The sequence below is a fragment of the Rhizobium sp. BR 250 genome (genome assembly GCF_047445855.1).
GTDB lineage: Bacteria > Pseudomonadota > Alphaproteobacteria > Rhizobiales > Rhizobiaceae > Agrobacterium > Agrobacterium tumefaciens_I.
In genome coordinates, this window is sequence record NZ_JARWKW010000005.1 from 55,455 (window position 1) to 81,477 (window position 26,023).

The following is a 26,023-nucleotide window of genomic DNA, read 5'->3' on the forward strand; positions in this document are numbered from 1 at the left end:
CGCCTTCCCCTCAATAAACCGGGCTCAAGGGAACGATGGCGGAAAAACGCAGCCAATCCTTCTGCGCCTTTGGTGTCCACGCCGCCTCGGCAATCGCCGGCAGCCTCGGGAAAACCAGATGGTTGAAATAGGCGCGGTTGAGGAAATGTTCAGACCAGATGCAGGCCTGAACGCCTTTCATCCGCTCCTTCAATTCCTCAGGGAAATCCCCGACAGCCTCATAAGCATAGGTGTGCGACGGCGGAACCGTGCCCGCCCAGCTTGCGCCGGGCTCCTGCCAGGCTTCATCCTGCACCATGTCGAGATAATAGGCCTGACCCGGCGTCATCACCACGTCATAACCCTGCCTTGCAAGCTCAAGTCCGATTTCCGGCTTCTGCCATGCCATCAGCAATGTTCCGGCCGGATCAACGCCGCCGCCATGTGAAACCTCGTCCCAGCCCGCAAGCTGGCGTCCGCGCTCATGCAGCATCCCCTGAATGCGTTTCATGAAATAGGACTGGATGCCGAAGGTGCCGTCCAGCCCCTCTTTCTCCGTCAGCGACTTGGCGAGCGGCGAAGCGAGCCACGAGCCATCCGCAACCTCGTCGCCGCCGATATGGATGAGCCGCGACGGGAACAGCTCCACCATCTCGTCGAAAATCTTGCCGAGGAATTCATAGGTCGGTTCGATGGCCGGGTTGAGCGCGTTATTGGGATAGCCCTGCACCGAGCGATAGCTGTCCGGCGCTTCCTGCCCGTCCGTCAGTTCCGGATAGGCAACAAGAGCAGCGGTGCTATGACCGGGAATATCCACCTCCGGCACGATTTCGACATTCAACGCCGCCGCATGCGCCACGACCAGACGCACATCATCCTGCGTGTAATAGCCGGAAACCGGTTCCGCCCCATTGCCGAGCTGCGGCAGAAGCGGCGCATCCGGACCACGCGTCGCGCCGACGGTGGTCAGCAGCGGATAAGCCTTGATTTCCAGACGCCACGCCTCGTCATCCGTCAGGTGCCAATGGAAGCGGTTCATGCGTAGCCATGCGAGAATATCGATCAGCCGCAGCACATCATCAGTCGGATAAAATTGCCGCGAAACATCCAGATGGCAACCGCGCCAGCTATAACGCGGCGCATCGCTGATGGTGCCGGAGGCCGGGAAACGGAACTTCGGATCGATACGCGCGCCGTGCAGCAGCTGCGCCAGAACTGTCAGGCCATATTGCAGGCCGGCAGCGGCCGAATATTCCACGGTAACGGCTTCGTTGGAGAAAGTGATGCGATACCCTTCCGCTTCGAGCCCGCTATGCTGCTTGAAATGCAGCGGCTTTCCCTCATGCACCGGCGCAAGGCTGAAAGGCACATGCCCGACGGCAAAGAGCCTCCGGAACAGCGACAGCACGGTTTCCACCGCAAGCACTTCCTCCGCCCTGGCGTCTTCCATCGGGAAAAGCGCGACGGGAAAGCCCTTCCCCGGCTCGGCATCGATTTCGGCCGGCCAGGGCTGAATGGCGAAGGGCAGATCGAGCTTTCCTTCGGGAAGCAGCACCGGCGCCGGTTCGCTGTGGCGTCCATCCAGCATCAGGTCACCCACATCCACGGCACGATGTGTGCCATCGACAAGACTGACATAGGCAGATTTTGCGCCGTCCGTGCGGTGCCGGGCCGGTCTCAGCAGACCATCGACGGTGAAGCGCCAGAATTTTCCCGGCTCCAGCACGAAACCGGATGGGGGTGCAAATTCATGGAAATTGGCGTTGCGACGCAGATAGATGGCGTTGCCGCATACCGGCTTGTCCACCGTCCGCGTCAGCGACGTATAGACGATGCGAAAATCCTTCAACGGTTCGCGGGATAGATTGACCAGCGTGAAGGTGAAGCCGCCGGATGCGGAGTCTGCGAGCGGATGCCATGAATTTTCAAGACGATACTGTGCGAGCGCCATGATGCTCCCCTTTATTGCGCATTGAACCCGTCAGAGAGTTTCAGTCAGTAATGTTCGGATTGTGAAAAAGTCCGGGCCAGCGGCGCCTGCCCTGCCGTCAGCCCACAATCAACCGGCAGGCACACGCCGCTGATGGCCGCAGCCTGCGGACCGGCGAGAAAAACAACCGCATTTGCCACATCCTCGGGTCTGACGATGCGCTGCAGCGGATACCAGTGCTTGGCCTCCTCGAAGACCTGGGGATTGGCGGCGGCACGCGCCTCCCATGCCTGCGTGCGCACGGTGCCCGGCGCGACAGCGTTGGCGCGGATGCCGAATTTGCCGTATTCGACGGCGATCAGCTTGGTCAGATGGATCAGCCCGGCCTTTGCCGCGCTATAGGCCGGATGGCCGAACACCGCCATGCCATTAACGGAGGTGATATTGACCACGGAGCCCTGGGTGCGCTTCAACGCCTCCTCGAAAGCCCTGAAGCAGAGAAACGGCGCCTCCAGATTGAGCGCATTGTCCTGGCGCCATATCTCAGCGGTCGTGTCATGCAGGCTGACGGCCCGTGCCGCACCGGCATTATTGACGAGGGTGGCGACTTCGCCCAGTTCCGCGACCTCGGTGGCCAGCCGCGCAAGATCCTGCGGATCGGTAACATCACAGGTTTTAGCAACGAAGCCCGGACCGGAAAGCCTGGAAAGCGCATCGGACAGGGCCTCGGCATCGATATCGACCAACACCACCTTCGCATGGCTTTCAGAAAGTGCCGCAGCAATCGCCCGGCCAATATCCCCTGCCGCACCGGTTACGATGGCGAGCTGGTCTTTCCTGTCCTTCATCACCTTTACAACTCCCTTGAAACTCTCCGACCCAACGCAGGGGTCCCAGGCAAAACTACCTGTATTTTTTTCGCCCTCAGTCACCGAGCAATTGTTTGTCATCCGGATCGCGATGCTCCACGAGCTGCTGCTTGATGTGGCGCAACGTCACCATCGATCTCTGCCGCTGGTGGTAAGCGGCAAGCGTCGCAAGAATATCGACGGCAGCCAGATAGGCGTAACGGGACGAAGTCGGCCGGAAGATATTGTTCCCTTCGGGCACATTAACGGCCACCACCATGTCAGCTGCGGCAGCAACCGGCGTGTCGCTCTGGGTAAGCGCGATGGTCGTGACCCCCATTTCCCGCGCCAGCCGGAAACACTTCACCAGCTCCATGTTGCGGCCGGAAAACGAGGAACCGATAATCACGTCTTCCTTGCGCGCCGCAGCCGTCATCATCAGCTGCATGCTGTGATCGGCACTGGTCGAAACGCGCAAACCCAGCCGGAAGAGCCGGTTCTGGATTTCCGAAGCGATCATCGAGGAATTGCCGCCCGCACCGAAGGCATAGATCATGCCGCTATTGGCAATCCTGACCGCCGCTTCATCGGCGATCGCGGGATCGAGCGTCTTGTGCAGCAGGAACAGAGCTTCCTGCGCCTTGGCCAAAACCTCTTCTGCGACATCGGAAGGGCCGGTGCTGGAAGGTTCGGAGGTGAGATACCGCACACCCACATAGGCCGTCTTGGCAAGGCTGACCTTGAAATCCGAAAAGCTCTGGCAACCGAGACGACGGCAGAACCGCGTCACCGTCGGCGGCGAGACTTCGGCGCGGGCTGCAAGCTCGATGATCGACGCATTGACGGCGAATTCGAAGTCCGAAACCAAAACATCGGCGATCCGCCGTTCCGATTGCGAGAACTGCCCCTTGTCTTCCTGTATCCTTGCGAAAATATCCATGCTCACCGGTCTCCGTTCCGCCAAAACTTAAAGCCTGGCCCCGTTGCCGATGCACCCTAATAAAGCGCGCCCGTCAACCGCATAGACCCATGAATCGACCATGTTTCGTCCCCTTGACGACACGACGGGCACCTTTGATTTGAAAATTATTTTCTCTGTTGATTGAGAGATGAGCATATGCCAACAATATTCACCAGAGAAATCTCCAAATCTTGAAAATAATTTCAACAACGGACCCAAGCCATGCGCGATCCCTTCAAAAACCCCTTTCCCGAAACCGACACCGCCCGCCATTCCATCTGGGAGATGCTGGTGACGCGCGATATCGACGCTTTCCTTGCGGCCGACTGGTCGAAGGTCGCGGATGATTTCGTTGAGGACGGTTTCCTCGGCATCAACGCCAACCGTGATGCGAACGCGGACAATTGGCGCCTGTCCTTCCCCTCGCTTGAGGCCTATCGTGACGAGTGGCTGCGGCAGGCGAAGGATTTCCAGACCCAGCAATTCGCGGAAGACCCGCGCCATGCGATTTTCACCACCACCACGCTGGAAGAGATCGAAGTGGAAGGCGAAACCGCGCTGGTGCGCAAGAAGTTCGACGGCGGGCTCCGCAAGGCCGATGGCAGCTTCGACGTCATGAAGTGGCAGACGCTCTATTATTGCCGGCTGCATCAGGGCCGCTGGAAGATCAGCGGCTTTACCGGCTACATGCCCAACCCGATGCCGTGATCCAGCGGGCATGCACGACACCCTTGAACGCCGGGCCGAAAGCCCGGCGTTGTTTTTTCTCCTCGCGGCGACGGACGAAAAACGCCGAAAACGGATCTCATCAGGAAAAGCCGGGCATGGAAAGACAGAATACATAGCCCGGCTCCTGCCCCTTATTGGATCAGCTTGAGGACTGACAGGTCGACGCGACGCTCCAGCGCGATGCCGCTTTCATCGAACAGATGGCAATCCGATGCCTTGATGCCGGTAACGATCGGCTCATCCACGACAACGGGTGCGGAGCCGGGAAGCAGAGCACAATAATTCTCACCCGTGGGCGCAACGCCATAAGCGATGGTATTCACCCCAAGCCGCTCGATCACGCTCGGCGCGACCTTGATGTTGAGATCGGCCGCTTCGAGACCGGTATGTTCCGGACGAATGCCGAGTGTCAGTTGCTTACCCTCGAGACCGGCACGGGGCTCCACCGGCACGGTGATCGTCTGTCCTTCATAGGCCACCGTCACGCCCTCGGCGCTGACCGATTTGCAGGTGACCTTCAGGAAATTCATTTTCGGATTGCCGATGAAGCCCGCCACGAACAGGTTCGCCGGCTTGTGATAAAGCTCGAGCGGCGCACCGACCTGGGCGATTTCGCCGGCATTCAGCACCACGATACGGTCAGCCATGGTCATGGCTTCCACCTGGTCGTGGGTGACATAGATCATCGTCGCCTTCAGCGTCCGGTGAAGATTGGTCAGTTCGATGCGCATATCGGCGCGAAGGGCGGCATCCAGGTTGGAAAGCGGCTCATCGAACAGGAATATCTTCGGCTCGCGAACGATCGCACGGCCGATCGCCACGCGCTGGCGCTGGCCGCCGGACAAATTGCCGGGGCGCTGCTGCAGGCGCTGGTCGAGCTGGAGGATTTTCGCGACACCCTCGACCTTCTGTTTGATTTTCTCCTCCTCCATCTTCTCGACACGGAGGGGAAAAGCGATGTTTTCAAAAACCGTCATATGCGGATAAAGCGCATAGGACTGGAACACCATGGCAATGCCGCGTTTGACCGGCGGCAATTCATTGACCTTCACGCCGTTAATGACGACGTCGCCGGCGGAAATCTCCTCAAGGCCGGCAATCATGCGCAGCAATGTGGATTTACCGCATCCCGAAGGGCCGACAAAAACGACGAACTCGCCATCCTTGATGTCGAGCTGAACGCCCTTGATGACTTCGAAATGTCCATAGTTCTTGCGGACGTTGTTGAGATAAAGCTGACCCAAGACTTGCCTCTCCCGTCAGCGGCCGACATCAGGCCACGTTCAGAGATGGTCCGAAACAGGGACAAAACCGCGCTGGATCGGAACCGTTGAAAAACACGGGGACGGAGCGCCAAAAAAGGGGCGCAGGCATTCCCGCGGCGAAATTGAGAGGATGCGGGCGGCCTTACGCCCGCATCCCTGCTCATGAGGAATTATTTGTACTGCTCGAGAGCGGCGGATGCCTTCTTCGCGGCATCTTCCGGCGTAGCCTTGCCGGTGACGACGGACTGAACCATCTCGATCATCGTGTCCTGGAAGCCCTTGTAGTCGGTGAAGAGCGGCTCAGGACCACCATAGGCGATACCGTCGATCAGCGGCTTCCAGAAGGGATCCTTGGCGACAAATTCATCGACCTTGGCCGACGGACGCAGCGGGGTGAGGCCAGCGCCGCCCTGCAGCTCATATTCGCCCTGCGGGCCGGGCGAGGTGATGAATTTGGCGAATTCGGTCGCCTTTTCTTCCACACCGGTTCCCTTGAAGATCGCAAGGCTGTCGGTGATGAGCAGCGTGCCGGGACCCTTGGCTTCAGGACCGAGCGGCAGCGTCGCGATGCCCCAGTTGATCTTGGTTTCCTGCAGGCGGGTTGCAGCACCCGAGCCCGCCTGGATCATGCCGACCTTGCCGTCGAGGAAGATCGCGCGGATTTCGTTCTGCTCGTAGGCGGTCGGGCCTTCGACGGAATAGGGCGTAATGTCCTTGTAAGCCTTCAACGCGGCGACGACCTGCGGGCTGTCGACGGTGATCTTGTCGCCGTCAATTACCTTGCCATTATTGGTGTAAACCCAATGCATGAACTGGTGCATGGTATTGTCGAAGGTCTTGGCGGGCAGGCCGTAACCGGCAATGCCGGTCTTTTCCTTGATCTGCTTGGCAAAGGCGATTTCTTCAGCCCAGGTCTTCGGCGGCACTTCCGGATCGAGGCCGGCCTTCTTGAACAGATCCTTGTTCCAGTAGAGCGCCTTGGTCGAGAAAGCGACCGGCACGCCCCATTGTGTGTCCTCGAAGGTGACCGTGTCGACGATGTTCGGATAATAGCTCTTCTTTTCGTCTTCGGTCATCGGCACCGGAACGATCAGATCGTTCTGCGCGAACTGCTTCAGCGTGCGCGAACCGACATAGGCCATGGCGACCGGTGTGCCGGCAGCGGCGAGCGTCGTGGCCTTGTCCTGGCACTGCTCCCAGCCGACGACTTCAGGCACAACCTTGAAGCCCGCGTTCTTGCCTTCCCATTCCTTGATGTATTTTTCATGGATGGGATCCATCTTGTCGCCGCAATAGATCCAGCTGATCTCCTTGTCGGCGGCATGCGCCGCCACCGTGCCAAGGGCGGTGGAACCGGCAAATGCGAAAGCGCAGAGCGCCAATCCGTAATGTTTCAGTGCCATAGTTAGTCTCCCGTTTTGGTAGTCGTTCCGGTTATTGCTTATTTCACCGCGCCGGCGGTCAGCCCGCCGACGAGATATCGTTGCATCAGGAAGATCGCGATCATAGCCGGCGCGATGCCCACGAAGCTCGCCGCCATCAGCTCGTTCCAGACGACTTCCTGCCGACCGAAATAGGCAAACAGCCCGACCGGCAGCGGCATGTATTCCGTCTTGGAATTGAAGGTCAGCGCGTAGATGAATTGCTGTGCATAGGCCTCGATGAAGGAGGAGATCGCGACAACGGCAATGCCCGGCGTTGCGATCGGCAAGACCACCCGGCGAAGCGTGTAGAGACGGCTCGCCCCATCCACATAGGCCGCTTCCTCCAGCTCACGGGGAATGCGGCGCATATAGGTCACAAGGAGCAGGATGCCGGTGGGAATGATGAATGCAACACCGGGAATGATCATCGCGAAATAGCTGTTCAGCACGCCGATGGACCGCATCAGACGAAACAGCGGAATGAGCAGGACCGCGCCGGAGAACATCTTCACCGCCAGGAATACTCCCAGCAACAGGCCGGCTCCCTTGAACTCGAAACGCGCGAAGGCGTAGGCGGCAGGGATGACAAGCACAAGCACGATCAGGGTGATCGAACCCGCGATGAAGAACGAATTGAAGATATAAAGCGCAAAACCCGGTACGCTCACCCACATCGTCCGGTAGGCCTCGAAGGAGCCATTCTCCGGCCAGAACCTGTAGGGGGACGAAAACAGCAGGCTGAGCGGCTTCAGCGACACCAGAAAACCTTCGACGAAGGGCGCCAGCACGAAGGTCAGGAACACAGCGATACCGCAATAGATTCCGACCATTTCATACCAGGTGTAGCGGTTGATCCTCGCATGTCTGTCGGTCATCGGCTGGCCTCCTGCGAGATACGGCGGGTAATGCGGAAATAGAAGAAGGTGAAGATCGACAGGAAGATGCAGATGAGCACTGCGCGCGCGGCACCTTCACCATATTTGTAAGCGCCGATCGCCGTCTTGTAGGTGTCGATGATCATCGTTGTGGTTTCGCCGTTCGGACCGCCACGCGTGAGAATCCAGATGATATCGAAGGAATTGAACGTCGAAATCAGTGACAGGACCGACATGGTGATCATGGCCGGTAGCATCAGCGGCAGCGTGATGCGGCGGAAGCGATAGGCACGGCTGGCGCCGTCCGTCCACGCCGCCTCGTAGAGGTCCTGCGGAATGGACTGGATCGCTGCCAGCAGATAAAGCGTCACCATCGGCACGCCGATCCACACATCGGTGACGATCGTCGCCCAGAAGGCCGTTCTGCCATAGGCAAGGAAAGCCACCGGACCATCCACCAGGCCAAGATTCTGCAGTACCCCGGAAATCATGCCGAACTGGCCATTATACATCCAGCCCCACATGAAGATGCCGATAGCCATCGGCACGATCCATGGCGGCATGGTCAGGATACGAAACACTGCACGGCCGGGCACGGCGGAATTCAGCAGCACCGCACCAAATGTGCCGATGATCATCTTTATCGAGACGGAAAAGAACGTCCAGATAAAGGTCCGCGTGATGACATCGGCAAAAGTCGCGTTGAAGATCTTCTCGTAATTGATGAAACCGACCCAATTCGTCACTTTTTTAAGCGACGCATCGGTGAACGACAGGATGAAAGTATCGACGAGCGGATAGGCGACGATCAATGTGATGTAGAGGAGCGCCGGCAGAAGAAGAAACCAGGCGAAAATGACTGCGCTGCGTTTTGCATCCATCGCGCAGTCCCCCTCAAGCCGTTTTCACGGCGGGGGATTTCGGCTGACCGTGCAGCGCCAGATCGTACTCCTCCCACACCGGTTTGAGATCGACCACCTTGCGGCCATGGCGTGCCTCATCCATGGCAAGCGCCAGAATACCGGCCTCGATCGCGTCGAGCGCGGAAACCGGCAAGGGCGCGCCCTTGACGATATGGGCGATCACGTCCTCGGCCATCTGCTCATCCGCGCCATAATGCTGCGAGAGCGTGGTCGCCGCCGAATAGGTCTTGGCGACGGTCTTTTCATTGGTGCGGGCATTGTGAACGTTCAGGAAACCGCGCACGAAATCCCCCTCCGCCATGCCCTTGGCGCCGATGACGCAGAAGCGGCGGAAATCGTCGGGAACGTTGAGATTGGTATGGAAGGCAAGCGAAGCGCCGTTTTCATATTCGACGATCGCCGTCTGGTAATCGATGATGTCGCCGTCGCTGTCGAAGACCTTGTCGGAGCCCATCCAGCCGCTCGGCTTGCGGTGATAGACCTCCATGTCGTTGATGCCATCATTCTGCGGCGCGTTTGCCGGCGTGAAGCTCTTGCGACCGCCGAAGCTCGATACGAAACGCGGACGCGCGCCGACCACACCATTATAGAGATCGAGATCGTGGCAGCATTTTTCCAGCATAAAGGAGCCGGAATAATTCTCGTAACGCCGCCAGTCACGCATGAAGAATGCGCCGTGATAGGGCGGAATATGCTCCGAGGCCTCGATGGAAACGACATCGCCCAGTTTGCCTTCCGCCTGCGCGGCGCGCAGATCGCGGTAGAGCGGGGAATAACGCAAAACCAGACCAACGAGCAGCCGCTCGTGACCATGCTTATTGAGCAGCCGGGCGAGATCGAGGCTTTCTTCGATGCTGACGACGATGGGTTTTTCCGAGAAGATGGTGCAACCGGCCTCAAGGCCGATGCGGATATGCTCCAGATGCATGTGGTTCGGAGAACCGATCATCAGGAGGTCGAATTTTTCGCCGGCGATCAGCGCTTCCGGACTATCATAGGCCTTGCCGGCCGAAATGCCTTTTTCCTGCAAACCCGGCAGACCAGCCGGATGAGGATCGACATAACCGACGATCTCGAAATCCTTGTCGATCTCGTGAAAAACGTAGCCCAGATAACCGAGACGGAATCCGAGTCCGATAATTCCCACCTTCATGAACTTTGTTCCCTGCTTATTCGTAAATAATTTTCGCAGAAGCAACCATTTCTACGCTGGTCATTCAGTTATCTGCGATAATTTCCAACCATGATGAAATTAGTTTTCACAACGGTCAAGCAAAATTCGATTTACTCTGGCAAGTCGCGGATAAGAAACCGATTCTTCCAGGCCAGCGGGACGCGCAACAGTTATTCACCGGCAACCGATGCCAAAACAATACCAAAAAAATGCCAATCGTCTAGAGCAATTACACAGATGGGAAAATTTTTTTGGTTAATGCGGAAATTTCGATCACAAGGCCTTAATTTAAGGCATCAGAACGAAAAATGCTCCGATTAATCATACAAGTTCGCGAATGGTTCTATTTTGGTATTGCCGATCGCATCTTCTGTGGTATAGCCAGAAGCAGCCATATCGGATTGTGACAGAGGTTATGGATGAACGGGGCAGCGCTTAATCTGGAGGACCTGCAATCAGGCGGCGGCCCGCTATACCTGAAATTGCGCCAGACGATCGAAGACGCCATCAATGGCGGCCGCCTGAAACATGGTGACGCCCTGCCACCGGAGCGCGATATTGCTGAAAGCGCCTGTGTCAGCCGCGTCACCGTGCGCAAGGCGGTGGATGATCTTGTCCGCGACGGCCTTCTCGTTCGCCGGCATGGTTCGGGCACCTTCGTCGTCAAGCCCATTACCCGCATGCAGCAGCCGCTGACCAAGCTCACCTCCTTTACCGAGGACATGCGCCGGCGCGGCATGACGGCGAGCACACGCTGGCTGGACAGGGGCCTGTTCCACCCCACCGGCGATGAAATGATGGCGCTCGGCCTTTCTCAATCCGCCATGGTGGCACGGCTCACGCGCCTGCGTCTTGCCAATGACCAGCCGATCGCACTGGAAGTCACCAGCCTGCCGGGCGATATTCTGCCCGATCCGCAACTCGTCGAAAATTCGCTTTATCTGGAGCTTGAGAAAAACGGTATTCGCCCCGTGCGCGCCATTCAGCGCATCTCGGCCCGCAATCTCACGGATGAGGAAACCCTGCTGCTTGGGGTTCCGCTCGGCTCGGCAGCGCTTTCCGTTCAGCGCATGGCCTATCTGGAAAGCGGGCGCCTCATGGAAATATCCCGCGCGCTTTACCGCAGTGATGCCTATGACCTCGTCGCCGAACTGACGATGGGTCCAGAGTGAAACATTGACCAAGGACACGAAACAATGACAACCCTGATGCGCCAGGAAATCGATGAGATTCCCGATGCTGTCGCCCGCCTGCTGGACAATGCCAAGACCGACTTCCTGGAGGCCGGCAGCAAGCTGAAGGCCCGTGACCCTGCGGTCGTCGTCACCATTGCCCGCGGCTCCTCCGATCACGCCGCACATTTCCTGAAATATGCGATCGAATTGCAGACCGGTCTGCCGGTCGCCTCGCTCGGCCCCTCGCTCGCCTCCATCTACCAGACGAAACTGCGGCTTGAACGGGCAGCGGCCTTCGCCGTCTCGCAATCCGGCAAGAGCCCGGATATCGTCGCGCTCGCACAAAGTGCCCGCAAGGGCGGCGCGCTCACCTTCTCGCTCGTCAACACCCTGCCTTCTCCCCTGGGTGAGGCGGCCGATCATGCCATCAATATTCAGGCAGGACCGGAAAAAGCCGTGGCAGCAACCAAATCCTTCGTCAATTCCATCGTTGCGGGTCTGGCGATCCTTGCCGAATGGACCGAGGACAGCCTGCTTGCCAAGGCCGTCAGCGCCCTGCCGCAGAATTTCGCCAAGGCCATCGCGCTTGATTGGAGCCATATCGACGAGGCGGTGAAGGGCGAAGAATCGCTTTACATGCTGGGCCGCGGCCCTGCCCTTGCCATTGCCGCGGAAGCCGCGCTGAAATGCAAGGAAACCTGCGAGCTACATGCGGAAGCCTATTCCTCGGCGGAAGTCATGCACGGCCCGGTCTCGCTGGTCGCGCCGCAATTCCCCGTCATCGCCTTTGCCGCCCGCGACCGTGCCGAGACCTCCGTCACGGATATCGCCGCAGGTCTTGCCAATAAAGGTGCAAGCGTTTTCGTTACCTCCACAAAGGGCAGCCCGGCCAAGCCCCTGCCTTTCGTGGAGACCAACCACCCGCTGACCGACGCATTGCTGCTGATTGCACCGTTTTACAGCTTCATCGAACAATTGTCCCGAGCACGCGGCTTCAACCCGGATGCACCCGTGGCATTGAAGAAGGTAACGGAAACCCAATGAGCGGCATCAAGGCATTTGTCGGCGCCCGCATTTTCGACGGTGCCGTGTGGCACGATGACAAGGTGCTCCTGACCGGCGGCGGGCATGTCACCGCCATCTCGGACGGCGTGCCAGCCGAGGCCGAAACGATCGATGTGAAGGGACTGCTGATCGCGCCGGGCTTCATCGATCTTCAGGTCAATGGCGGCGGCGGGGTGATGTTCAACAACCAGCCCGATGTCGATGGCATTGCCCGCATCTGCTCGGCCCACGCCAGGTTCGGCACGACAGCGCTGATGGTCACGCTCATCACAGACCGGCCGGATGTGACGGCAGAAGCGGCGCAGGCGGGTATTGCCGCCGGCAAGAAGCAGGTGCCGGGCTTTCTGGGCCTGCATTTCGAAGGGCCGCATCTTTCCGTCGCACGCAAGGGCACACATGATCCGGCGCTGATCCGCAAGATGGAGACGGCCGATCTTGCCATTCTGACCGGCTGCAAGGCGGAGCTTGCCTTCGTGATGACGACCATTGCCCCTGAGAACGTGACCGAGGGGCAGGTCTCTGCCCTCAGAAAAGCCGGCATCACCGTCAGCCTCGGCCATACCGATACCCGCCTTGGTGTTGCGACGGCCTATGCCGAGGCCGGCGCTTCCATGGTGACACATCTTTTCAACGCCATGAGCCCACTCGGCCATCGCGAACCGGGTCTGGTGGGCGCAGCCCTCTCGAACGGCGGACTGGATTGCGGGCTGATCGCCGACGGTTTCCATGTCGATCCCGCTGCCATCGGCATTGCGCTACGCGCCAAGAATGGCCCCGGCCAGATTTTCCTCGTCACCGACGCCATGTCGACCATCGGCACGGATGATGATGGTTTCGAACTGAACGGCAGGCGCGTCTATCGCAATGGCGGGCGGCTGACGCTTGAAGACGGCACGCTGGCGGGGGCGGATATAGACATGCTCTCCTGCGTCCGCTTCATGCATGAGAAGCTGGATACGCCGCTGGAAGAAGCTTTGAGAATGGCATCCGCCTATCCTGCGCAGGCCATCGGCGCGTCGGATAAGGGAAAACTCCTGCCCGGTTTCGATGCCGATTTCGTTGTGCTGACACCCGATGTCCAGATGCATTCGACCTGGATTGGCGGGGAAAAAATCTACGATGCCGCGCATTCCGGAGTGTGAACCATGATCGTTTGTTTCGATATTGGCGGAACGACCATCAAGGGCGCGGTTGCCCATGCCCCGGACGATATTCGCCCCGTGCCGCGCATACCAACGCCGAAAACCAGTTTCGAAGACTTCGCCGCCGGCCTCAAATCCGTCATCGATGCGAGCGGCGGCACGCCCGGCTGCGTATCGTTGTCAATTGCCGGTGTCATCGATCCCGACACCGGCAAGGCTACCGTTGCCAATATTCCGAGCATCCATGGCCGGGTCCTGAAGGACGAGCTGGAAAAAGCCCTCAACCTTCCCGTCATCGTGTCGAACGACGCGGATTGTTTCGTGATCGCCGAATCGGAAATCGGCTCGGGTCAGGGCCACCGCGTGGTTTTTGGCGTCATCCTTGGAACGGGTGTCGGCGGCGGCCTGGTGATCGATGGCAAGCTCATCAACAGCCATGGCGGTTTCGCCGGCGAATGGGGCCATGGTCCGGTGGCCGCGACACTGGCCGGCAATCCGCCGGTCTCGCTGCCCCGCTTCGAATGCGGCTGTGGCCTCACCGGCTGCGTCGATGCCATCGGCAGCGCCCGCGGCATGGAAAAGCTGCACGCGCATCTTCACCGGCAGGAGATGACCAGCGAGGACATTATCGCCGCCTGGCAGGCAGGCGATGCAAAAGCCGCCAGAACCATCGATGTTCTCATCGATATTCTCGCCTCGCCGCTGGCGATGGTGATCAATGTCACCGGCGCGACCATCGTTCCGGTTGGCGGTGGCCTTTCGAACTCAAAGGAGCTTCTTGCCGCGTTGGATGAAGCGGTCAGGGCCCGCATTCTCAGACGTTTCGACCGCCCGCTGGTCGTGCCCGCGATCTGCCGCATCGAGCCCGGGCTGATCGGATCGGCCGTTATCGGACTGAAATATGCGCAGGAGATCGCCGGATAGTCCTGACCGGCCTCACAACGTTTCGATCTTTTCCCGCCGGAAACCGAGCCCAACCAGCCGGCCCGTCAGGTGGGAAAGAAGCGGAAACCGAATGATCGCCCGCACGAAGGCAGGCGGGCCTTTGGGTTTTTCCGATTTTTCCTCCTGCCCTTTCTTGCGACCGATGCGTATCATCCGCTGCAGAGACTGCGTGGCTTTTGTCGGGAAGGACCGCCGCTTTTCGATTGCGGCGAGGTCGTCGTCACGAATAGCCCGGCCGGACACCAGCACCGGCACCAGTATATTGGCGGCCGCAACCGCATCCTGAATKGCCAGATTGACGCCGACGCCGCCGACGGGCGACATGGCATGGGCCGCATCTCCGATGCAGACCAGGCCGGGTTTCCACCAGCGCTTCAGCCGGTCGATACGAACGGTCAGGAGATGCACATCGTCCCAGCTTTTGATCTCATCGAGCCTTTCGCGCGGGAAAGGGCAGATTTGCGCGACCCTGTCCCGGAAGGCTTCCAGCCCCTCAAGCTTTATGTCCGCGAAAAATCCCTTGCGCACCACATAACCGCACTGCCAGTAGTCACCCCGGTTGATCATTACGAAACCCTGGCGCGAACCGGCATGCCCCATGGTTTCGATCGGATCCTCAGGTTGTTTCGAAAGGCGCAGCCAGAGCACCTCGGTCGGAATTCCAAAGCGCTGGATCTCGAGCCCCGCCGCCTCGCGGACGATGGAGTTGCGGCCATCCGCACCGACCACCAGTTCGGCGGCAATCTCGATGACGCCGTCAGAGGTTTCGACGGTGAAACCGCCCACCCTCCCGTCCTGTTCGAGGAGGCCGGTCACCGGAGCGTTCATCAGCAGCCGGAAATTTTCATACTGGCCTGCCTTGCCGACGATGAAATTGAGAAAATCCCATTGCGGCATGAAGGCGATGAAACGGTGCCGGACCGGCAGGCGGGAAAAATCCGCAATCGTAACACGCTCGCCACCGATAACCGCGTTCAGCCGCGGCGCACGCGTATGCGGAAGGCTCAGGAACTCGTCGATGAAACCGAGCTGCTCCATCAGTTCAAGTGTGGAAGGATGGATGGTATCGCCGCGAAAATCGCGCAGGAAATCCCCGTGTTTTTCGACGACAACCACATCGATACCGCTGCGGGCAAGCAGCAGGCCAAGCATCATGCCCGCCGGCCCACCACCGGCCACAGCAACGCAGGTGCGAATATGCTGAACAGCCTTGCCGTCCTTTTCATGCCCGGCTTTCGCGTCTTCCATCGCCTACCCCCATTCCGTCCCGTTAAAAGTCCCTATCTTATCTCCGTCGCCGGCAGGTTTGCATTTTTCGGCTGCGGCCAACCATGCGCATCGAAACGAAACAGCATTTCGGACCGGGCGAAGATAAAGGCGAAGGCCATGGCCGTCCACAGGCCGAGCAACAGCCCGGCGGCAACGTCGCTTGGATAATGCGCGCCAACGATGACGCGCGAAACACCGATGATAAGCGCGAACAGCAGGAACACCCAGCGAAAGCGCGGCATCAGCATGGCAAAAACGCCAAAAAATGCCCCGGCCGCGGTCGAATGACCCGAGGGAAAGCTCTCATAGAGATTATCGCCGGTAAAAGGCGTGAGGCTGTAGGCGCCCATTTCCAGCAGAAGCTCCGGCCTTGCCCGTCCGATCAGGAATTTCAGCGTATGGACAAGAATGCTCGCCGTTCCGATCGTCAGGAAAAAATAGGCGAGAAGCCGCCATGCCGTTCTCAAACGCCCGGCATAGGTTCGCGCCTGCAGGACCCGCGCGCCGACATAGGCAAGAATAGCGAGCGCGCCGGTGGAATAAAGCATCCAGCGGAACGTTCCGAAATCGGTAATGGCGCGGTTGAAGGAGACCACCCTGCCCGGCAGGGCCTGCGCGGTTTCGGAAAGGCGCGGGTCGAAAGGAATGAAGACCAGCACCAGCACAAGGCTTGCCGCAAAAATCCACCCGCTGGAAACCAGGAAACGTCGCATCATCGTCCTCTCATCGTTTTTCTTGCATATGGCTTTGCCCTCCCCAAAAACAATAGGTGGGCTTTGTCCTTGTTATGGCTGGTTTTCACGAGTAGAGGCTAATGCATGTCGCCCGAAGATGTGCAGCGGTTTCGGGAGAACGGCATGTGAACCGAAAACCACCAACGGGCTGAAGATGACGAATGCCAGTGAAATGCCACGCAAGCTGACCATATTGGGTTCGACGGGTTCGATCGGCACCAATACGCTGGACGTCGTGCGTCAGCTGGGCGGCCGCGACGGGTTCGAGATCATGGCTCTGACCGGTGCGGGCAACATCGCACTTCTGGCGGAACAGGCGCGGGAATTTGGCGCGCAGCTCGCGGTCACTGCGGACGATGACAAATACGAAGCGCTGAAATCCGCCCTTGCCGGCACCGGCATCAAGGTTGCTGCGGGCAAATCCGGCCTCGAAGAGGCAGCCTCGATGGAAGCCGGATGGGTGATGGCGGCGATTGCGGGAACCCCCGGCCTCGCGCCCACACTGACGGCCGCCCGGCGCGGTGCCGATATTGCACTTGCCAACAAGGAATGTCTGGTTTCGGCAGGCGATGTTTTTCTGCGCACGATCAGGCAGGGCGGCGGCCGGCTGATCCCGGTCGACAGCGAACACAGCGCGATCTTCCAGTGCCTGACGGGCGAACACAAACAGGCCGTGGAACGCATCGTGCTGACGGCCTCCGGCGGGCCGTTCCGCACCTGGTCACGCGACGAAATGTCCAACGTCACGGCGGATATCGCCCGCGCCCATCCCAACTGGTCGATGGGGCTGAAGGTCTCGATCGGCAGTGCCTCGATGTTCAACAAGGGGCTGGAAATGATCGAGGCGAAATATCTCTTCGATCTCAGGCCCGACCAGGTGGAAGTGATCGTCCACCCGCAGTCGATCATCCATTCGATGGTGGGTTATACCGATGGTTCCTATATCGCCCAGCTCGGCTCCCCCGATATGCGCACCGCCATTTCTTATGCCCTCACCTATCCGCAACGCGGCAATCTGAATGTCGAGCGGCTGGATTTCGCAAAACTGGCACGGCTCGATTTCGAAGCGCCGGATGAAACCCGGTTCCCGGCGATCCGGCTGGCCCGCATGGCGCTAGAGCGTGGCGGTTTGCAGGGTGCCGCCCTGAATGCCGCCGAGGAGACCGCCTTTCACGCCTTCGTTGCCGGCGGCATCGGTTTTCTCGATATGGCCGAGATCGTCGAAACGGTCATGGACCGCATGCATGACGGGCGCTCCGCCGAGACGATGGACGATGTTTTCGCGGCAGACGAGGAAGCCCGAAGCCATGCGCTGGAACTCATCGCCACAAAAGAAAAGGCCGCGTAAACGCGGCCTGACTTCTTCTATCCGAACCGCGGCCTCACGCCACCGCACGCGCCAGCGCACAATGCGACCAAAGCTGGTGCAATGCACCGACCAGATGCTCGATATCGGCATCGCTATGCAGCGGCGTCGGCGTAATGCGCAGGCGCTCAGTCTTGCGCGGCACGGTCGGATAGTTGATCGGCTGTACGTAGACGCCGTGATTGTCGAGCAGGATATCCGAAATCCACTTGCACTTGGCGGCATCGCCGACCATGACCGGCACGATGTGGCTTGGATTGTCCATATGCGGAATACCGCGGGCATCGAGAAGACCACGCAGCTTGCGCACCCGGTCCTGATGGCGGGCGCGCTCGAAGGGGCTGGCCTTCAGGTGCTGGATCGAGGCGATCGCACCGGCAGCGAGCGACGGCGGCAGGGCCGTCGTGAAGATGAAGCCGGATGCGAAAGAACGGATGAAATCACAGACCGCGGTGGAGCCGGTGATATAACCGCCCATCACGCCGAATGCCTTGCCAAGCGTACCCTCGATGATCGTCAGGCGATCCATCAGGCCTTCGCGTTCGGCAATGCCGCCGCCGCGCGGGCCATACATGCCGACAGCGTGGACTTCATCGAGATAGGTCATGGCACCGTAACGGTCGGCCAGATCGCAGATTTCCTTGATCGGCGCGATGTCGCCATCCATCGAATAGACGGATTCAAAGGCGATGAGCTTCGGCGCATTCGGATCGGCGGCCTTGAGCTTCGCCTCAAGATCTTCGAGGTCGTTATGTTTCCAGATCACCCGCTCACAACGGCCGTAACGGATACCCTCAATCATCGATGCGTGGTTGAGCGCATCGGAGAAGATGATGAGGCCCGGAATTTTCTGGCCAAGCGTGCCGAGGGTTGCCCAGTTGGAAACATAACCCGAGGTGAAGATCAGCGCCGATTCCTTACCGTGAAGGTCAGCAAGTTCGCGCTCGAGCAGGACGTGATAATGGTTGGTGCCAGAAATATTCCGGGTGCCTCCCGCACCCGCGCCACAGTGATCGATGGCGGCTTTCATGGCTTCGATGACTTTCGGGTTCTGGCCCATGCCGAGATAGTCGTTGGAGCACCAGACGGTTACATCCTTGCGCTCGCCATTGGCGTTGTACCGTGTCGCGCGGGGAAAATTGCCCTGCTGGCGCTCGATATCCGCAAAAACGCGATAGCGTCCCTCAGAATGCAGGCTTTGCAGTTCCGTCGTGAAAAATGCCTCGAAGTCCATGCCATGCTCCAGAATTGACCAGATCGTTTTCTGCCTCGATACGGGGACCGTCAACCCTTGCGGGTCACTTTAACCGTGTCTGCGTCAATTCGCCGTTGTTTTGAACCATTCCAATAAACCGTTTATAGAACCCAATGAAAAGTACAAAATTGATTCACATCAAAAAACCCGGAATTTTGGAACCTTTTTCGCCCGACCCCGTTGTTTGGGACGCAATCGATTTACGCTCGGCGGAAAGCCTGAAAGAGGAGGCTTCCCTAAACGACATCGAATTGTTAGTTATCTGTGGCGGTCGGAGGTAGCAGTCGCCGCAGATAAATATGGGACGCCTACCGAGCCGAAGAGCTCATTGTAACGTTGGAGAGAGTTTCATGAAAAAGGCAATCATATTTGCGCTCGTCGGCCTGTCGCTTGCAAGCTGCACGCAGACTGAAAAGGGCGCTTCGATCGGCGCCGTTTCCGGCGCTGTCATTGGTGGAGCCATTACGGGTAACGTTCGCGGCGCAGCAGTTGGCGCGGCAATCGGCGGCGTGGGCGGTGCTCTGATCGGCAATGCTTCCGAGCCGGGCTATTGCTATTATCGCGACCAGTACGGTCAGCGTTACACGGCACGTTGCCGCTAATCGCTGCGCGACATACCGTTGCACAGAAGCCCCGGTCATCCGGGGCTTTTTGCGTTATGGCGGGCAAAACTCAGGCGGAAGGGTCCTCAAAGCCGTTTATTTATGATTAAATTGCAATGTTAACGGACAGGAAACGGGTTAGAGCGACAATAAATGCTCAACCATAAAGCAGCTTATGCGAAGAACACGAACTAACCCGAAGACAGGTATTGCGTATCGGAAAGCTGGCACCGCCCTTGCGGTTGCTTTCACGTTCGCCCTGTATCCGGCGTTTACCCGTGACGCCTTCGCCTTCAAACTGTTCGGCATGCGCCTCTGGGGTTCGGAAGAGCCGGAGGTCGAGGTTATCAACCCGGTCAAATATGCCGTCACGCTGAATGCTGTCGATGCGGATAAATCCCTGCAAGACAGCCTAGAGAACAGCTCGCTGCTCCTGGCGGACAAGGACAAGCCCGCCTCCGGTGATCTCGGCCTCCTGATAAAGGCGCGAGACGACAGGGACAGGATGATCGCGGCGCTTTATGAAAACGCCCGTTATGGCGGCATCGTCAATGTTACGGTGGCCGGAAAGAACGTCGATGACCTGCCACCCAATCCGGTTTTCGATCACAGTGCGCCCGTACCCATCGTCATAACGGTGACGCCCGGCCCGAAATTCACGCTCGGCAACATTCGCCTCGAAGGCGATGTGACCGGCCGCAACCTTGAAGAATATGGTCTGACGGCTGGCGGAGATGCCGGGTCTTTGGCGATCATCCGCGCCGGCAACAAGCTGATCGACGATCTGAAGGCGGAAGGCCGCCCGCTTGCCAAGCTGACGAAGCGCGAAGCAGTCGCAAACCACGCGACGAACACGGTCGACATCACCATGGCGGCCGAAGGCGGCCCCGTCGCGCCACTCGGCACGGTCACCGTTACCGGTGAAAAGACCGTCGATGGCGACTTCATCCGCCGTTATTCGCGTCTCAATGGCGGCGAGCCCTATTCGCCGGAAAAGCTGCGCAAGGCCGCAGACCGGCTGCGCCAGCTCGGCGTTTTTTCCAGCCTGACCATCAAGGAGGCGGGGACACTCGCCCGCGACGGCACCATTCCGCTGACCATCGAGGTCTCCGAGGGCAAACACCGTTATTTCGGCGTCGGCGCGCAATACTCCACCACGGAAGGCATCGGTCTCCAGGGCTATTGGGGTCACCGGAACCTGTTCGGGCAGGCGGAATCGCTGCGTATCGAAGGCTCGGTTTCGCGCATCGCCGAAGCATCGAGCGTCGAAGGCATGGATTATTCGGCGGGCATCACCTTCACCAAGCCCGGCATGTTCAATCCGCGCACCACCTTCAAGACCAGCCTGATTGCCAAGACAGAGCATCCCGATACCTATGAGGCCAAGACCATAACCGGGACCGCAGGTTTCAGTTATGAGCTGAACGACACCGACACCGCCGCCGCCGGTCTCGAAGTGCAATGGGCCGATACGGAAGACGCCTTCGGCAGGAATGAATATCTCACCACCTCGATCCCGCTGGAATTCGTTCGTGATACACGCGACGACAAGCTCAATCCCACCGAGGGCTTCCGCGCATCGCTGGCCGCCAAGCCGAGCTATGAAGCACTGAATGGCACCTTCTTTTCCTCTTTCGAAGGCTCCATTACGGGCTACAAGGGGCTAGGCGCCGAGGACCGGTTGATCATGGCCGGAAAACTTTCCGGCGGCGTGCTCGTCGGCGGCAGCGACCTGCAGGACATACCCACCACACGGCGCTTTTATGCCGGTGGCGGCGGATCGGTACGCGGCTACAGCTATCAGGAAATATCGCCCTATAATGCGGCGGGCGACGCAACCGGTGGCCGCTCCTATGTGGTCGGTTCCATCGAAGCCCGTATCAAGGTTACCGATACGATCGGCATCGTGCCCTTCATCGATGCCGGCGTGGTTTCGGATGATGTGGCCCCCGATTTTTCCGATATCCGGGCTGGCGCCGGTATCGGCCTGCGTTATGCCACGCCCTTCGGGCCTCTGCGTCTCGATGTCGCCATGCCGCTCGACAAATACGATGGCGGCAACAGTTTCGGCATTTATGCTGGCATCGGCCAGTCTTTTTAAACGCCGCAGTCGAACACCCTTACAACAGAGTGTAGATTACCCTTGATGAAAACGTTGATTCGATTGCTGAAATGGCTGGGCTACTCTGCTTTGTGCGGCGTGGTGCTGGTGTTGCTTGCGGTTCTGTTCGTCGGTTTTACCCCGATGGGCGCCCGAATTGCCGCAAAGCAGATTTCATCGCTCGTTTCCACGCCCGATCAGACGATCGAAATCTCGCCTCCCAGCGGGCTTTTGACCGGCCGCCTGCGGCTCGACAATGTTACCCTTTCAGACCGGCAGGGGGCCTATGCCCGCGTAAACCAGATCGCCGTCGACTGGTCGCCGCTCTCGCTGCTTGCCGGCACCTTCCATGCCGACCGGATCTCGGCCGGATCGATCGATGTCGAACGCAAACCGCTTGCCCCCGAGCAAACCGCGGCCAGGAGTTCCGGCAATTCATCGCTGCCGATCGAAATCTCCATCGACAATTTCAGCTTTCCCGATATCAGTCTCGGGCAATCGCTTCTCGGCCGTGCCTTCGATCTGAATGCCGAAGGCAACCTCACGGCTGCCCAGGACGATATGCGGCTGTCGCTCACCGCCCACCGGCTGAATGCGCCGGATGCGGAGGTCAATGCCGACATCGCCTTCCTTCCCAACGAAAATGTCCTGAAGCTGAAAGCGGAGATGAAGGAACCCGAAGGCGGGCTTCTTGCCACCTTGCTTTCGCTTCCCGGCACGCCCGCAGTGGCGATAGACCTCAATGGCGAAGGCCCGCTTTCCGACTGGACAGGCAGTCTGCGCGGCAATGTCGCCGGCAACCCTGTCGTCAACGTCACCGGCCGCCATCTTCTCGGCGACGACGGCACCCGCCGTATCGAGATTTCGGGCGGCGGCCAGCCCGACCTGCTCCTACCGCCCGCCTTCCGCCAGCTTTTTGCCGGCGAAACCAAACTCGATGCAAATGCGTCTCTCTCACCGCAGGGCCGCATTGAAATCGGCAGCAGCACGCTGGAGACCGGCACATTATTGCTGACCGCTTCCGGCACCGTCGATCCGAACGGTGAGAACGATCTCGCCGCCAACCTCATCGGCACGGCGGGGCCCGTCGATTTTCGCTGGCCGCTCAACAATGGCGAGGTTCAGGCCCTCATCAATGGCCTCGATCTTTCCCTTAAGGGTGATGCAAACGCCGCACATCTCAACACGACCGCATCGTTGCGCAGTCTCTCCCTGCCGCAGGGCCGGCTTGAGGATGTCAAACTGACCGCCGAAAGCGCCGATCTCAATATCGCCAACCGCAGCGGCACGATCGTCACCGTCCTTTCCGTGGCGCAATCATCCTTCGTCAGCCCGGATATCGACCGGCTGGTGCGCGCACCCCTCACCGTCAAGGCGCCGCTCAGTCTCTCCGCTTCCGCCATCGGCTTTGACGGCGCAACGCTGGAAAGCGCCAGTGTCGGTGGCACGCTGAAAGGCAGTTTCGATCTCGTCGACAACCGCCTGACTTCGAACATTCAGCTCTTCGCATTGCCCGCCACGCTTCCACCGGCGCTCGCGGAAAAATTCGACACGACTATTGCCCTTCAGGGCGACATAGACCTGACCATTGGCGGACGCACCAGCGTTGAGAACCTCGTCGTCAAATCCGGAACGATCGAGGCGGCCGGTAATGTCAGCCTCGAAAACGATGCGCTGAGCGCCGAAATCAAGGGTAAATTCCCCGCTCTCGAAAAGCTGACACCGCAGGCGAAGGGCGTTGCCGATTTTGCAATCGAAGCCAGCGGTGCACTTGCCGCACCCGACTTTAATGTCACCCTGAATTCCGAAAGCGCGATCCTTGCCGGACGAAAGCTCGAAGCGCTGAAGATCAATGCCTCGGGCAAGGCCGACCCGGCTGCGCCGCAGGCGAAGCTGACGGCCAGCGGTAGTCTCGACCGGCAGAAAATCGACGCCGATGCCAATGTGGTTCAGACCGAAAACGGCACGGCAATACCTGAGCTGCATGTGGCGGTGGGCCGCAACATTTTGAACGGGCAGCTGCAATTTTCGCAGCAATTCCTGCCTTCCGGCAATCTCTCCTTCAATTTCCCCGATCTCGCCCTGCTGGCCGCACTCGCCGCGCAGCAGGCTGATGGCGATATTGCCGGCGATATCGCGCTGAGCAACGCCAATGGCCGGATCGCCGCGACGATAGAGGCAAATGGCGGCAGCATCCGCCAGGGCACCACGGTGATCTCGAAGCTAGCCGCCGATATTTCCATTGACGATCTCCAGGCGCTCGCGATCAATGGCAAGGTCAGCGCCGACAGCGTCAATGCCGGCGCGACCGCGATTTCCGGCCTGAATGCCACGATTGGTCATTCCGGTACGACGACCCAGTTCGACGTCAACGGTCGGTACGATAATGCGCCGCTGGTGGTGAAGGGCAGTGCCGACACTGGCGGATCGCCGATGACGGTGCGGGTGGACGCCTTTTCCGCTGCCCCGAAGGGAATTGCGGTTCGCCTTGAAAAGCCAAGCACCGTTGCCATCCAGAATGGTACGACCCGCATTTCCAATCTGACCATCATCACCGGTGACGGGCGTGTCGAGGTCAACGGTACGGCCGGATCGACGCTCGACATCAAGGCCGATATTCGCTCGCTTCCCGCGAGCCTGGCCAATGCCTTCGCCACCGGGCTGGATGCGGCGGGCAACATCTCCGGCACGGTCAGTGCCAAGGGCGCGGCATCAGACCCTTCGGTCGAGTATAATCTGAACTGGGCCAATGCCGAGGTCGCGCAGACGCGCGCCGCGGGGCTTGCCGCACTCGGCATCAGGGCGAACGGCCGCTTTGCCGCCGGCATGCTGCAGATCGACACGAATGTAACGGGTCAGGGCGGCATGTCGCTTTCCGGCGGCGGCTCGCTCGGCATCGCCGGCAATCGCCCGCTTGCCATGGCCTTCACCGGCAAACTGCCCTTCTCCGCCGTCGCGGCGCAGACTGCCGCGCAGGGCCTCGATGTGGACGGCACCGCCGCCATCGATGTGAGAATCTCCGGCAGCGCTTCCGCACCGGTCGTTACCGGCAGCATCACCACCGATGGTACCCGCCTGACCGATGTGCGCCGGAACCTGACGATCAACGGGCTGGGAGCAACCGTTACCTTCGATCGCGATCGCGCCGTCATCTCCCGGTTGACGGGCAAGCTGGCAGGCGGCGGAACGATCTCCGGAACCGGCAACATCGGCATTGCCGGTGGTTCGGGTTTCCCGGCCGATATTACGATTACGCTCGACCGCGCCGGTTATAATGACGGAACGCTGGTGACGACGGTGGTAAGCGGCACGCTGACGCTGAAAGGCCCACTTCTCGGTTCTCCGGTGCTGGGCGGCAACCTGACGCTGGACAGAAGCGCCATCACCATTCCTGAGAAACTTCCAGCCTCGCTGACGGAAATCGACGTCAAGCACAAGAACGCTCCGCCAAAGGTGCGCGCGCAGGCAAAGTCACTCGGGGCCGACCAGGGCGGCAGCGGCAGCTCATCTCCCATCAATCTCGATTTGCAGGTGAATGCGCCGAGCGGCATCTTCGTGCGCGGGCGCGGCATTGATGCGGAATTGACCGGCAATCTGACGATCCGCGGCACGGCGGCCGTTCCCGTCATTTCCGGCGGCTTTGAAATGCGCCGCGGCCGGCTGGAGATCCTGACCCGCCGCCTTGATTTCACCACCGGCAATATCAGCTTTGGCGGTGGCCTTATCCCGGTTCTCGACATGAAGGCGGACTCGACGGTCGGTTCGACGACGATCACCGTGTCCGTTTCCGGCAATGCCAACGACCCTACCTTCGCCTTCTCCTCCGCCCCGGCGCTGCCGCAGGATGAGGTTATGGCGCAGCTGATCTTCGGGCAATCCATGTCGAAACTCTCGGCCCTGCAGATCGCGCGGCTGGCCGATGCCGCCGCCCAACTGGCCGGCGGACGCTCCACCTCGTTGTTCGACAAGCTCAGAAGCAATCTCGGCGTCGACGATCTCGATATTTCGACCGATTCCGAAGGGCAGGCCCGCGTTTCCGCCGGCAAGTACCTCAATGAAAGAACCTATCTCGAGCTGCAGCAGAGCGGCGAATCCGGTGCAAAGGCGATCATCAACCTCGATGTCGGGCGTGGCGTGAAGCTGCGCGGCGAAGCGGGCGGCAATGGCGAAGGCGCAGCCGGCATATTTTACGAGAAGGAATATTGAGACGGCTTCGCATTTAGGTTTGCGAAACCATCTCATGTTACGAATCTTCCATTGA

The 26,023-nt window shown here is 59.5% G+C and carries 20 protein-coding genes; 9 read left to right on the top strand and 11 right to left on the bottom strand.

Annotated elements, in window-relative coordinates:
- Positions 1-10 precede the first annotated feature (10 nt).
- From QD336_RS09640 to QD336_RS09650, 3 genes are all read right to left on the bottom strand, one after another.
- Positions 11-1,930, bottom strand: a complete 1,920-nt coding sequence (locus tag QD336_RS09640; RefSeq protein WP_499170432.1) for a beta-N-acetylhexosaminidase — start codon at positions 1,928-1,930, stop codon at positions 11-13.
- A 44-nt stretch (positions 1,931-1,974) separates the two neighbouring features.
- The gene (locus tag QD336_RS09645; RefSeq protein WP_499170433.1) at positions 1,975-2,757 is read right to left on the bottom strand and encodes an SDR family oxidoreductase; all 783 of its coding nucleotides are present in this window, start codon (positions 2,755-2,757) and stop codon (positions 1,975-1,977) included.
- Between the two features lie 76 nt (positions 2,758-2,833).
- Positions 2,834-3,697: a MurR/RpiR family transcriptional regulator gene (locus tag QD336_RS09650; protein WP_499170434.1), complete on the bottom strand. Its 864-nt coding sequence runs from the start codon at positions 3,695-3,697 to the stop codon at positions 2,834-2,836.
- Positions 3,698-3,940: 243 nt separating this feature from the next.
- Between QD336_RS09650 and QD336_RS09655 the strand changes: the two genes are divergently transcribed.
- Positions 3,941-4,426 carry a hypothetical protein gene (locus QD336_RS09655; protein WP_499170436.1) on the top strand — a complete coding sequence of 162 codons (486 nt, stop codon included), beginning with the start codon at positions 3,941-3,943 and terminating at the stop codon, positions 4,424-4,426.
- 152 nt (positions 4,427-4,578) lie between these two features.
- On the opposite strand, the gene QD336_RS09660 is transcribed toward QD336_RS09655, so the two are convergent.
- From QD336_RS09660 to QD336_RS09680, 5 genes are all read right to left on the bottom strand, one after another.
- Positions 4,579-5,691: an ABC transporter ATP-binding protein gene (locus QD336_RS09660; protein ID WP_269347002.1), complete on the bottom strand. Its 1,113-nt coding sequence runs from the start codon at positions 5,689-5,691 to the stop codon at positions 4,579-4,581.
- A 191-nt stretch (positions 5,692-5,882) separates the two neighbouring features.
- A complete protein-coding gene (locus tag QD336_RS09665) occupies positions 5,883-7,115 on the bottom strand; it encodes an ABC transporter substrate-binding protein (protein WP_269347000.1) in 1,233 nt (410 codons plus the stop codon).
- 38 nt (positions 7,116-7,153) lie between these two features.
- A complete protein-coding gene (locus tag QD336_RS09670) occupies positions 7,154-8,011 on the bottom strand; it encodes a carbohydrate ABC transporter permease (protein ID WP_269346999.1) in 858 nt (285 codons plus the stop codon).
- On the bottom strand, positions 8,008-8,892 hold the full coding sequence (locus QD336_RS09675) for a carbohydrate ABC transporter permease (RefSeq protein WP_269346997.1): 885 nt from the start codon (positions 8,890-8,892) through the stop codon (positions 8,008-8,010). Before QD336_RS09675 ends, QD336_RS09670 begins: the two co-directional genes overlap by 4 nt.
- Positions 8,893-8,905: 13 nt before the next feature.
- Positions 8,906-10,087, bottom strand: a complete 1,182-nt coding sequence (locus QD336_RS09680; RefSeq protein WP_499170438.1) for a Gfo/Idh/MocA family protein — start codon at positions 10,085-10,087, stop codon at positions 8,906-8,908.
- Positions 10,088-10,527: 440 nt separating this feature from the next.
- Between QD336_RS09680 and QD336_RS09685 the strand changes: the two genes are divergently transcribed.
- The 4 genes from QD336_RS09685 to QD336_RS09700 are packed head-to-tail and all read left to right on the top strand — an operon-like array spanning position 10,528 to position 14,414.
- Positions 10,528-11,280 carry a GntR family transcriptional regulator gene (locus QD336_RS09685; RefSeq protein WP_269346994.1) on the top strand — a complete coding sequence of 251 codons (753 nt, stop codon included), beginning with the start codon at positions 10,528-10,530 and terminating at the stop codon, positions 11,278-11,280.
- Positions 11,281-11,304: 24 nt separating this feature from the next.
- On the top strand, positions 11,305-12,327 hold the full coding sequence (locus QD336_RS09690) for an SIS domain-containing protein (protein ID WP_499170439.1): 1,023 nt from the start codon (positions 11,305-11,307) through the stop codon (positions 12,325-12,327).
- Complete coding sequence (gene nagA / locus QD336_RS09695; protein ID WP_499170441.1) at positions 12,324-13,490, top strand: N-acetylglucosamine-6-phosphate deacetylase; 1,167 nt, start codon at positions 12,324-12,326, stop codon at positions 13,488-13,490. Before QD336_RS09690 ends, nagA begins: the two co-directional genes overlap by 4 nt.
- 3 nt (positions 13,491-13,493) lie before the next feature.
- A complete protein-coding gene (locus QD336_RS09700; RefSeq protein WP_269346988.1) occupies positions 13,494-14,414 on the top strand; it encodes an ROK family protein in 921 nt (306 codons plus the stop codon).
- Positions 14,415-14,426: 12 nt separating this feature from the next.
- Here the strand turns inward: QD336_RS09700 and QD336_RS09705 are convergent, their stop codons facing one another.
- Positions 14,427-15,683, bottom strand: a complete 1,257-nt coding sequence (locus QD336_RS09705) for an FAD-dependent oxidoreductase (protein WP_499170442.1) — start codon at positions 15,681-15,683, stop codon at positions 14,427-14,429.
- Positions 15,684-15,715: 32 nt separating this feature from the next.
- Positions 15,716-16,417: a phosphatase PAP2 family protein gene (locus tag QD336_RS09710; RefSeq protein ID WP_269347078.1), complete on the bottom strand. Its 702-nt coding sequence runs from the start codon at positions 16,415-16,417 to the stop codon at positions 15,716-15,718.
- A 175-nt stretch (positions 16,418-16,592) separates the two neighbouring features.
- Here QD336_RS09710 and dxr point away from each other — a divergent pair, with 175 nt between their 5' ends.
- Positions 16,593-17,786 (top strand): 1-deoxy-D-xylulose-5-phosphate reductoisomerase, encoded by a 1,194-nt coding sequence (dxr, locus tag QD336_RS09715; protein WP_499170443.1) that lies wholly within the window; start codon positions 16,593-16,595, stop codon positions 17,784-17,786.
- Between the two features lie 34 nt (positions 17,787-17,820).
- Here dxr and hemA read toward each other — a convergent pair whose 3' ends face one another.
- Positions 17,821-19,038: a 5-aminolevulinate synthase gene (gene hemA, locus QD336_RS09720; protein ID WP_003521261.1), complete on the bottom strand. Its 1,218-nt coding sequence runs from the start codon at positions 19,036-19,038 to the stop codon at positions 17,821-17,823.
- A gap of 371 nt (positions 19,039-19,409) precedes the next feature.
- Between hemA and QD336_RS09725 the strand changes: the two genes are divergently transcribed.
- The 3 genes from QD336_RS09725 (at position 19,410) to QD336_RS09735 (ending at position 25,968) form a co-directional block, all read left to right on the top strand.
- Positions 19,410-19,661 carry a YMGG-like glycine zipper-containing protein gene (locus QD336_RS09725; protein ID WP_003504940.1) on the top strand — a complete coding sequence of 84 codons (252 nt, stop codon included), beginning with the start codon at positions 19,410-19,412 and terminating at the stop codon, positions 19,659-19,661.
- Positions 19,662-19,836: 175 nt separating this feature from the next.
- Complete coding sequence (locus QD336_RS09730; protein WP_499170445.1) at positions 19,837-21,762, top strand: autotransporter assembly complex protein TamA; 1,926 nt, start codon at positions 19,837-19,839, stop codon at positions 21,760-21,762.
- Positions 21,763-21,807: 45 nt separating this feature from the next.
- The gene (locus QD336_RS09735) at positions 21,808-25,968 is read left to right on the top strand and encodes a translocation/assembly module TamB domain-containing protein (RefSeq protein ID WP_499170447.1); all 4,161 of its coding nucleotides are present in this window, start codon (positions 21,808-21,810) and stop codon (positions 25,966-25,968) included.
- Positions 25,969-26,023 lie beyond the last annotated feature (55 nt).

Coding starts and splice junctions, on each gene's coding strand:
- QD336_RS09640 (WP_499170432.1), bottom strand. CDS start 1,930: ATGGCGCTCGCACAGTATCGTCTTGAAAATTCATGGCATCCGCTCGCA.
- nagA (WP_499170441.1), top strand. CDS start 12,324: ATGAGCGGCATCAAGGCATTTGTCGGCGCCCGCATTTTCGACGGTGCC.
- QD336_RS09655 (WP_499170436.1), top strand. CDS start 3,941: ATGCGCGATCCCTTCAAAAACCCCTTTCCCGAAACCGACACCGCCCGC.
- QD336_RS09645 (WP_499170433.1), bottom strand. CDS start 2,757: ATGAAGGACAGGAAAGACCAGCTCGCCATCGTAACCGGTGCGGCAGGG.
- QD336_RS09665 (WP_269347000.1), bottom strand. CDS start 7,115: ATGGCACTGAAACATTACGGATTGGCGCTCTGCGCTTTCGCATTTGCC.
- dxr (WP_499170443.1), top strand. CDS start 16,593: ATGACGAATGCCAGTGAAATGCCACGCAAGCTGACCATATTGGGTTCG.
- QD336_RS09650 (WP_499170434.1), bottom strand. CDS start 3,697: ATGGATATTTTCGCAAGGATACAGGAAGACAAGGGGCAGTTCTCGCAA.
- hemA (WP_003521261.1), bottom strand. CDS start 19,038: ATGGACTTCGAGGCATTTTTCACGACGGAACTGCAAAGCCTGCATTCT.
- QD336_RS09710 (WP_269347078.1), bottom strand. CDS start 16,417: ATGCGACGTTTCCTGGTTTCCAGCGGGTGGATTTTTGCGGCAAGCCTT.
- QD336_RS09700 (WP_269346988.1), top strand. CDS start 13,494: ATGATCGTTTGTTTCGATATTGGCGGAACGACCATCAAGGGCGCGGTT.
- QD336_RS09670 (WP_269346999.1), bottom strand. CDS start 8,011: ATGACCGACAGACATGCGAGGATCAACCGCTACACCTGGTATGAAATG.
- QD336_RS09730 (WP_499170445.1), top strand. CDS start 19,837: ATGCGAAGAACACGAACTAACCCGAAGACAGGTATTGCGTATCGGAAA.
- QD336_RS09675 (WP_269346997.1), bottom strand. CDS start 8,892: ATGGATGCAAAACGCAGCGCAGTCATTTTCGCCTGGTTTCTTCTTCTG.
- QD336_RS09685 (WP_269346994.1), top strand. CDS start 10,528: ATGAACGGGGCAGCGCTTAATCTGGAGGACCTGCAATCAGGCGGCGGC.
- QD336_RS09735 (WP_499170447.1), top strand. CDS start 21,808: ATGAAAACGTTGATTCGATTGCTGAAATGGCTGGGCTACTCTGCTTTG.
- QD336_RS09680 (WP_499170438.1), bottom strand. CDS start 10,087: ATGAAGGTGGGAATTATCGGACTCGGATTCCGTCTCGGTTATCTGGGC.
- QD336_RS09690 (WP_499170439.1), top strand. CDS start 11,305: ATGACAACCCTGATGCGCCAGGAAATCGATGAGATTCCCGATGCTGTC.
- QD336_RS09725 (WP_003504940.1), top strand. CDS start 19,410: ATGAAAAAGGCAATCATATTTGCGCTCGTCGGCCTGTCGCTTGCAAGC.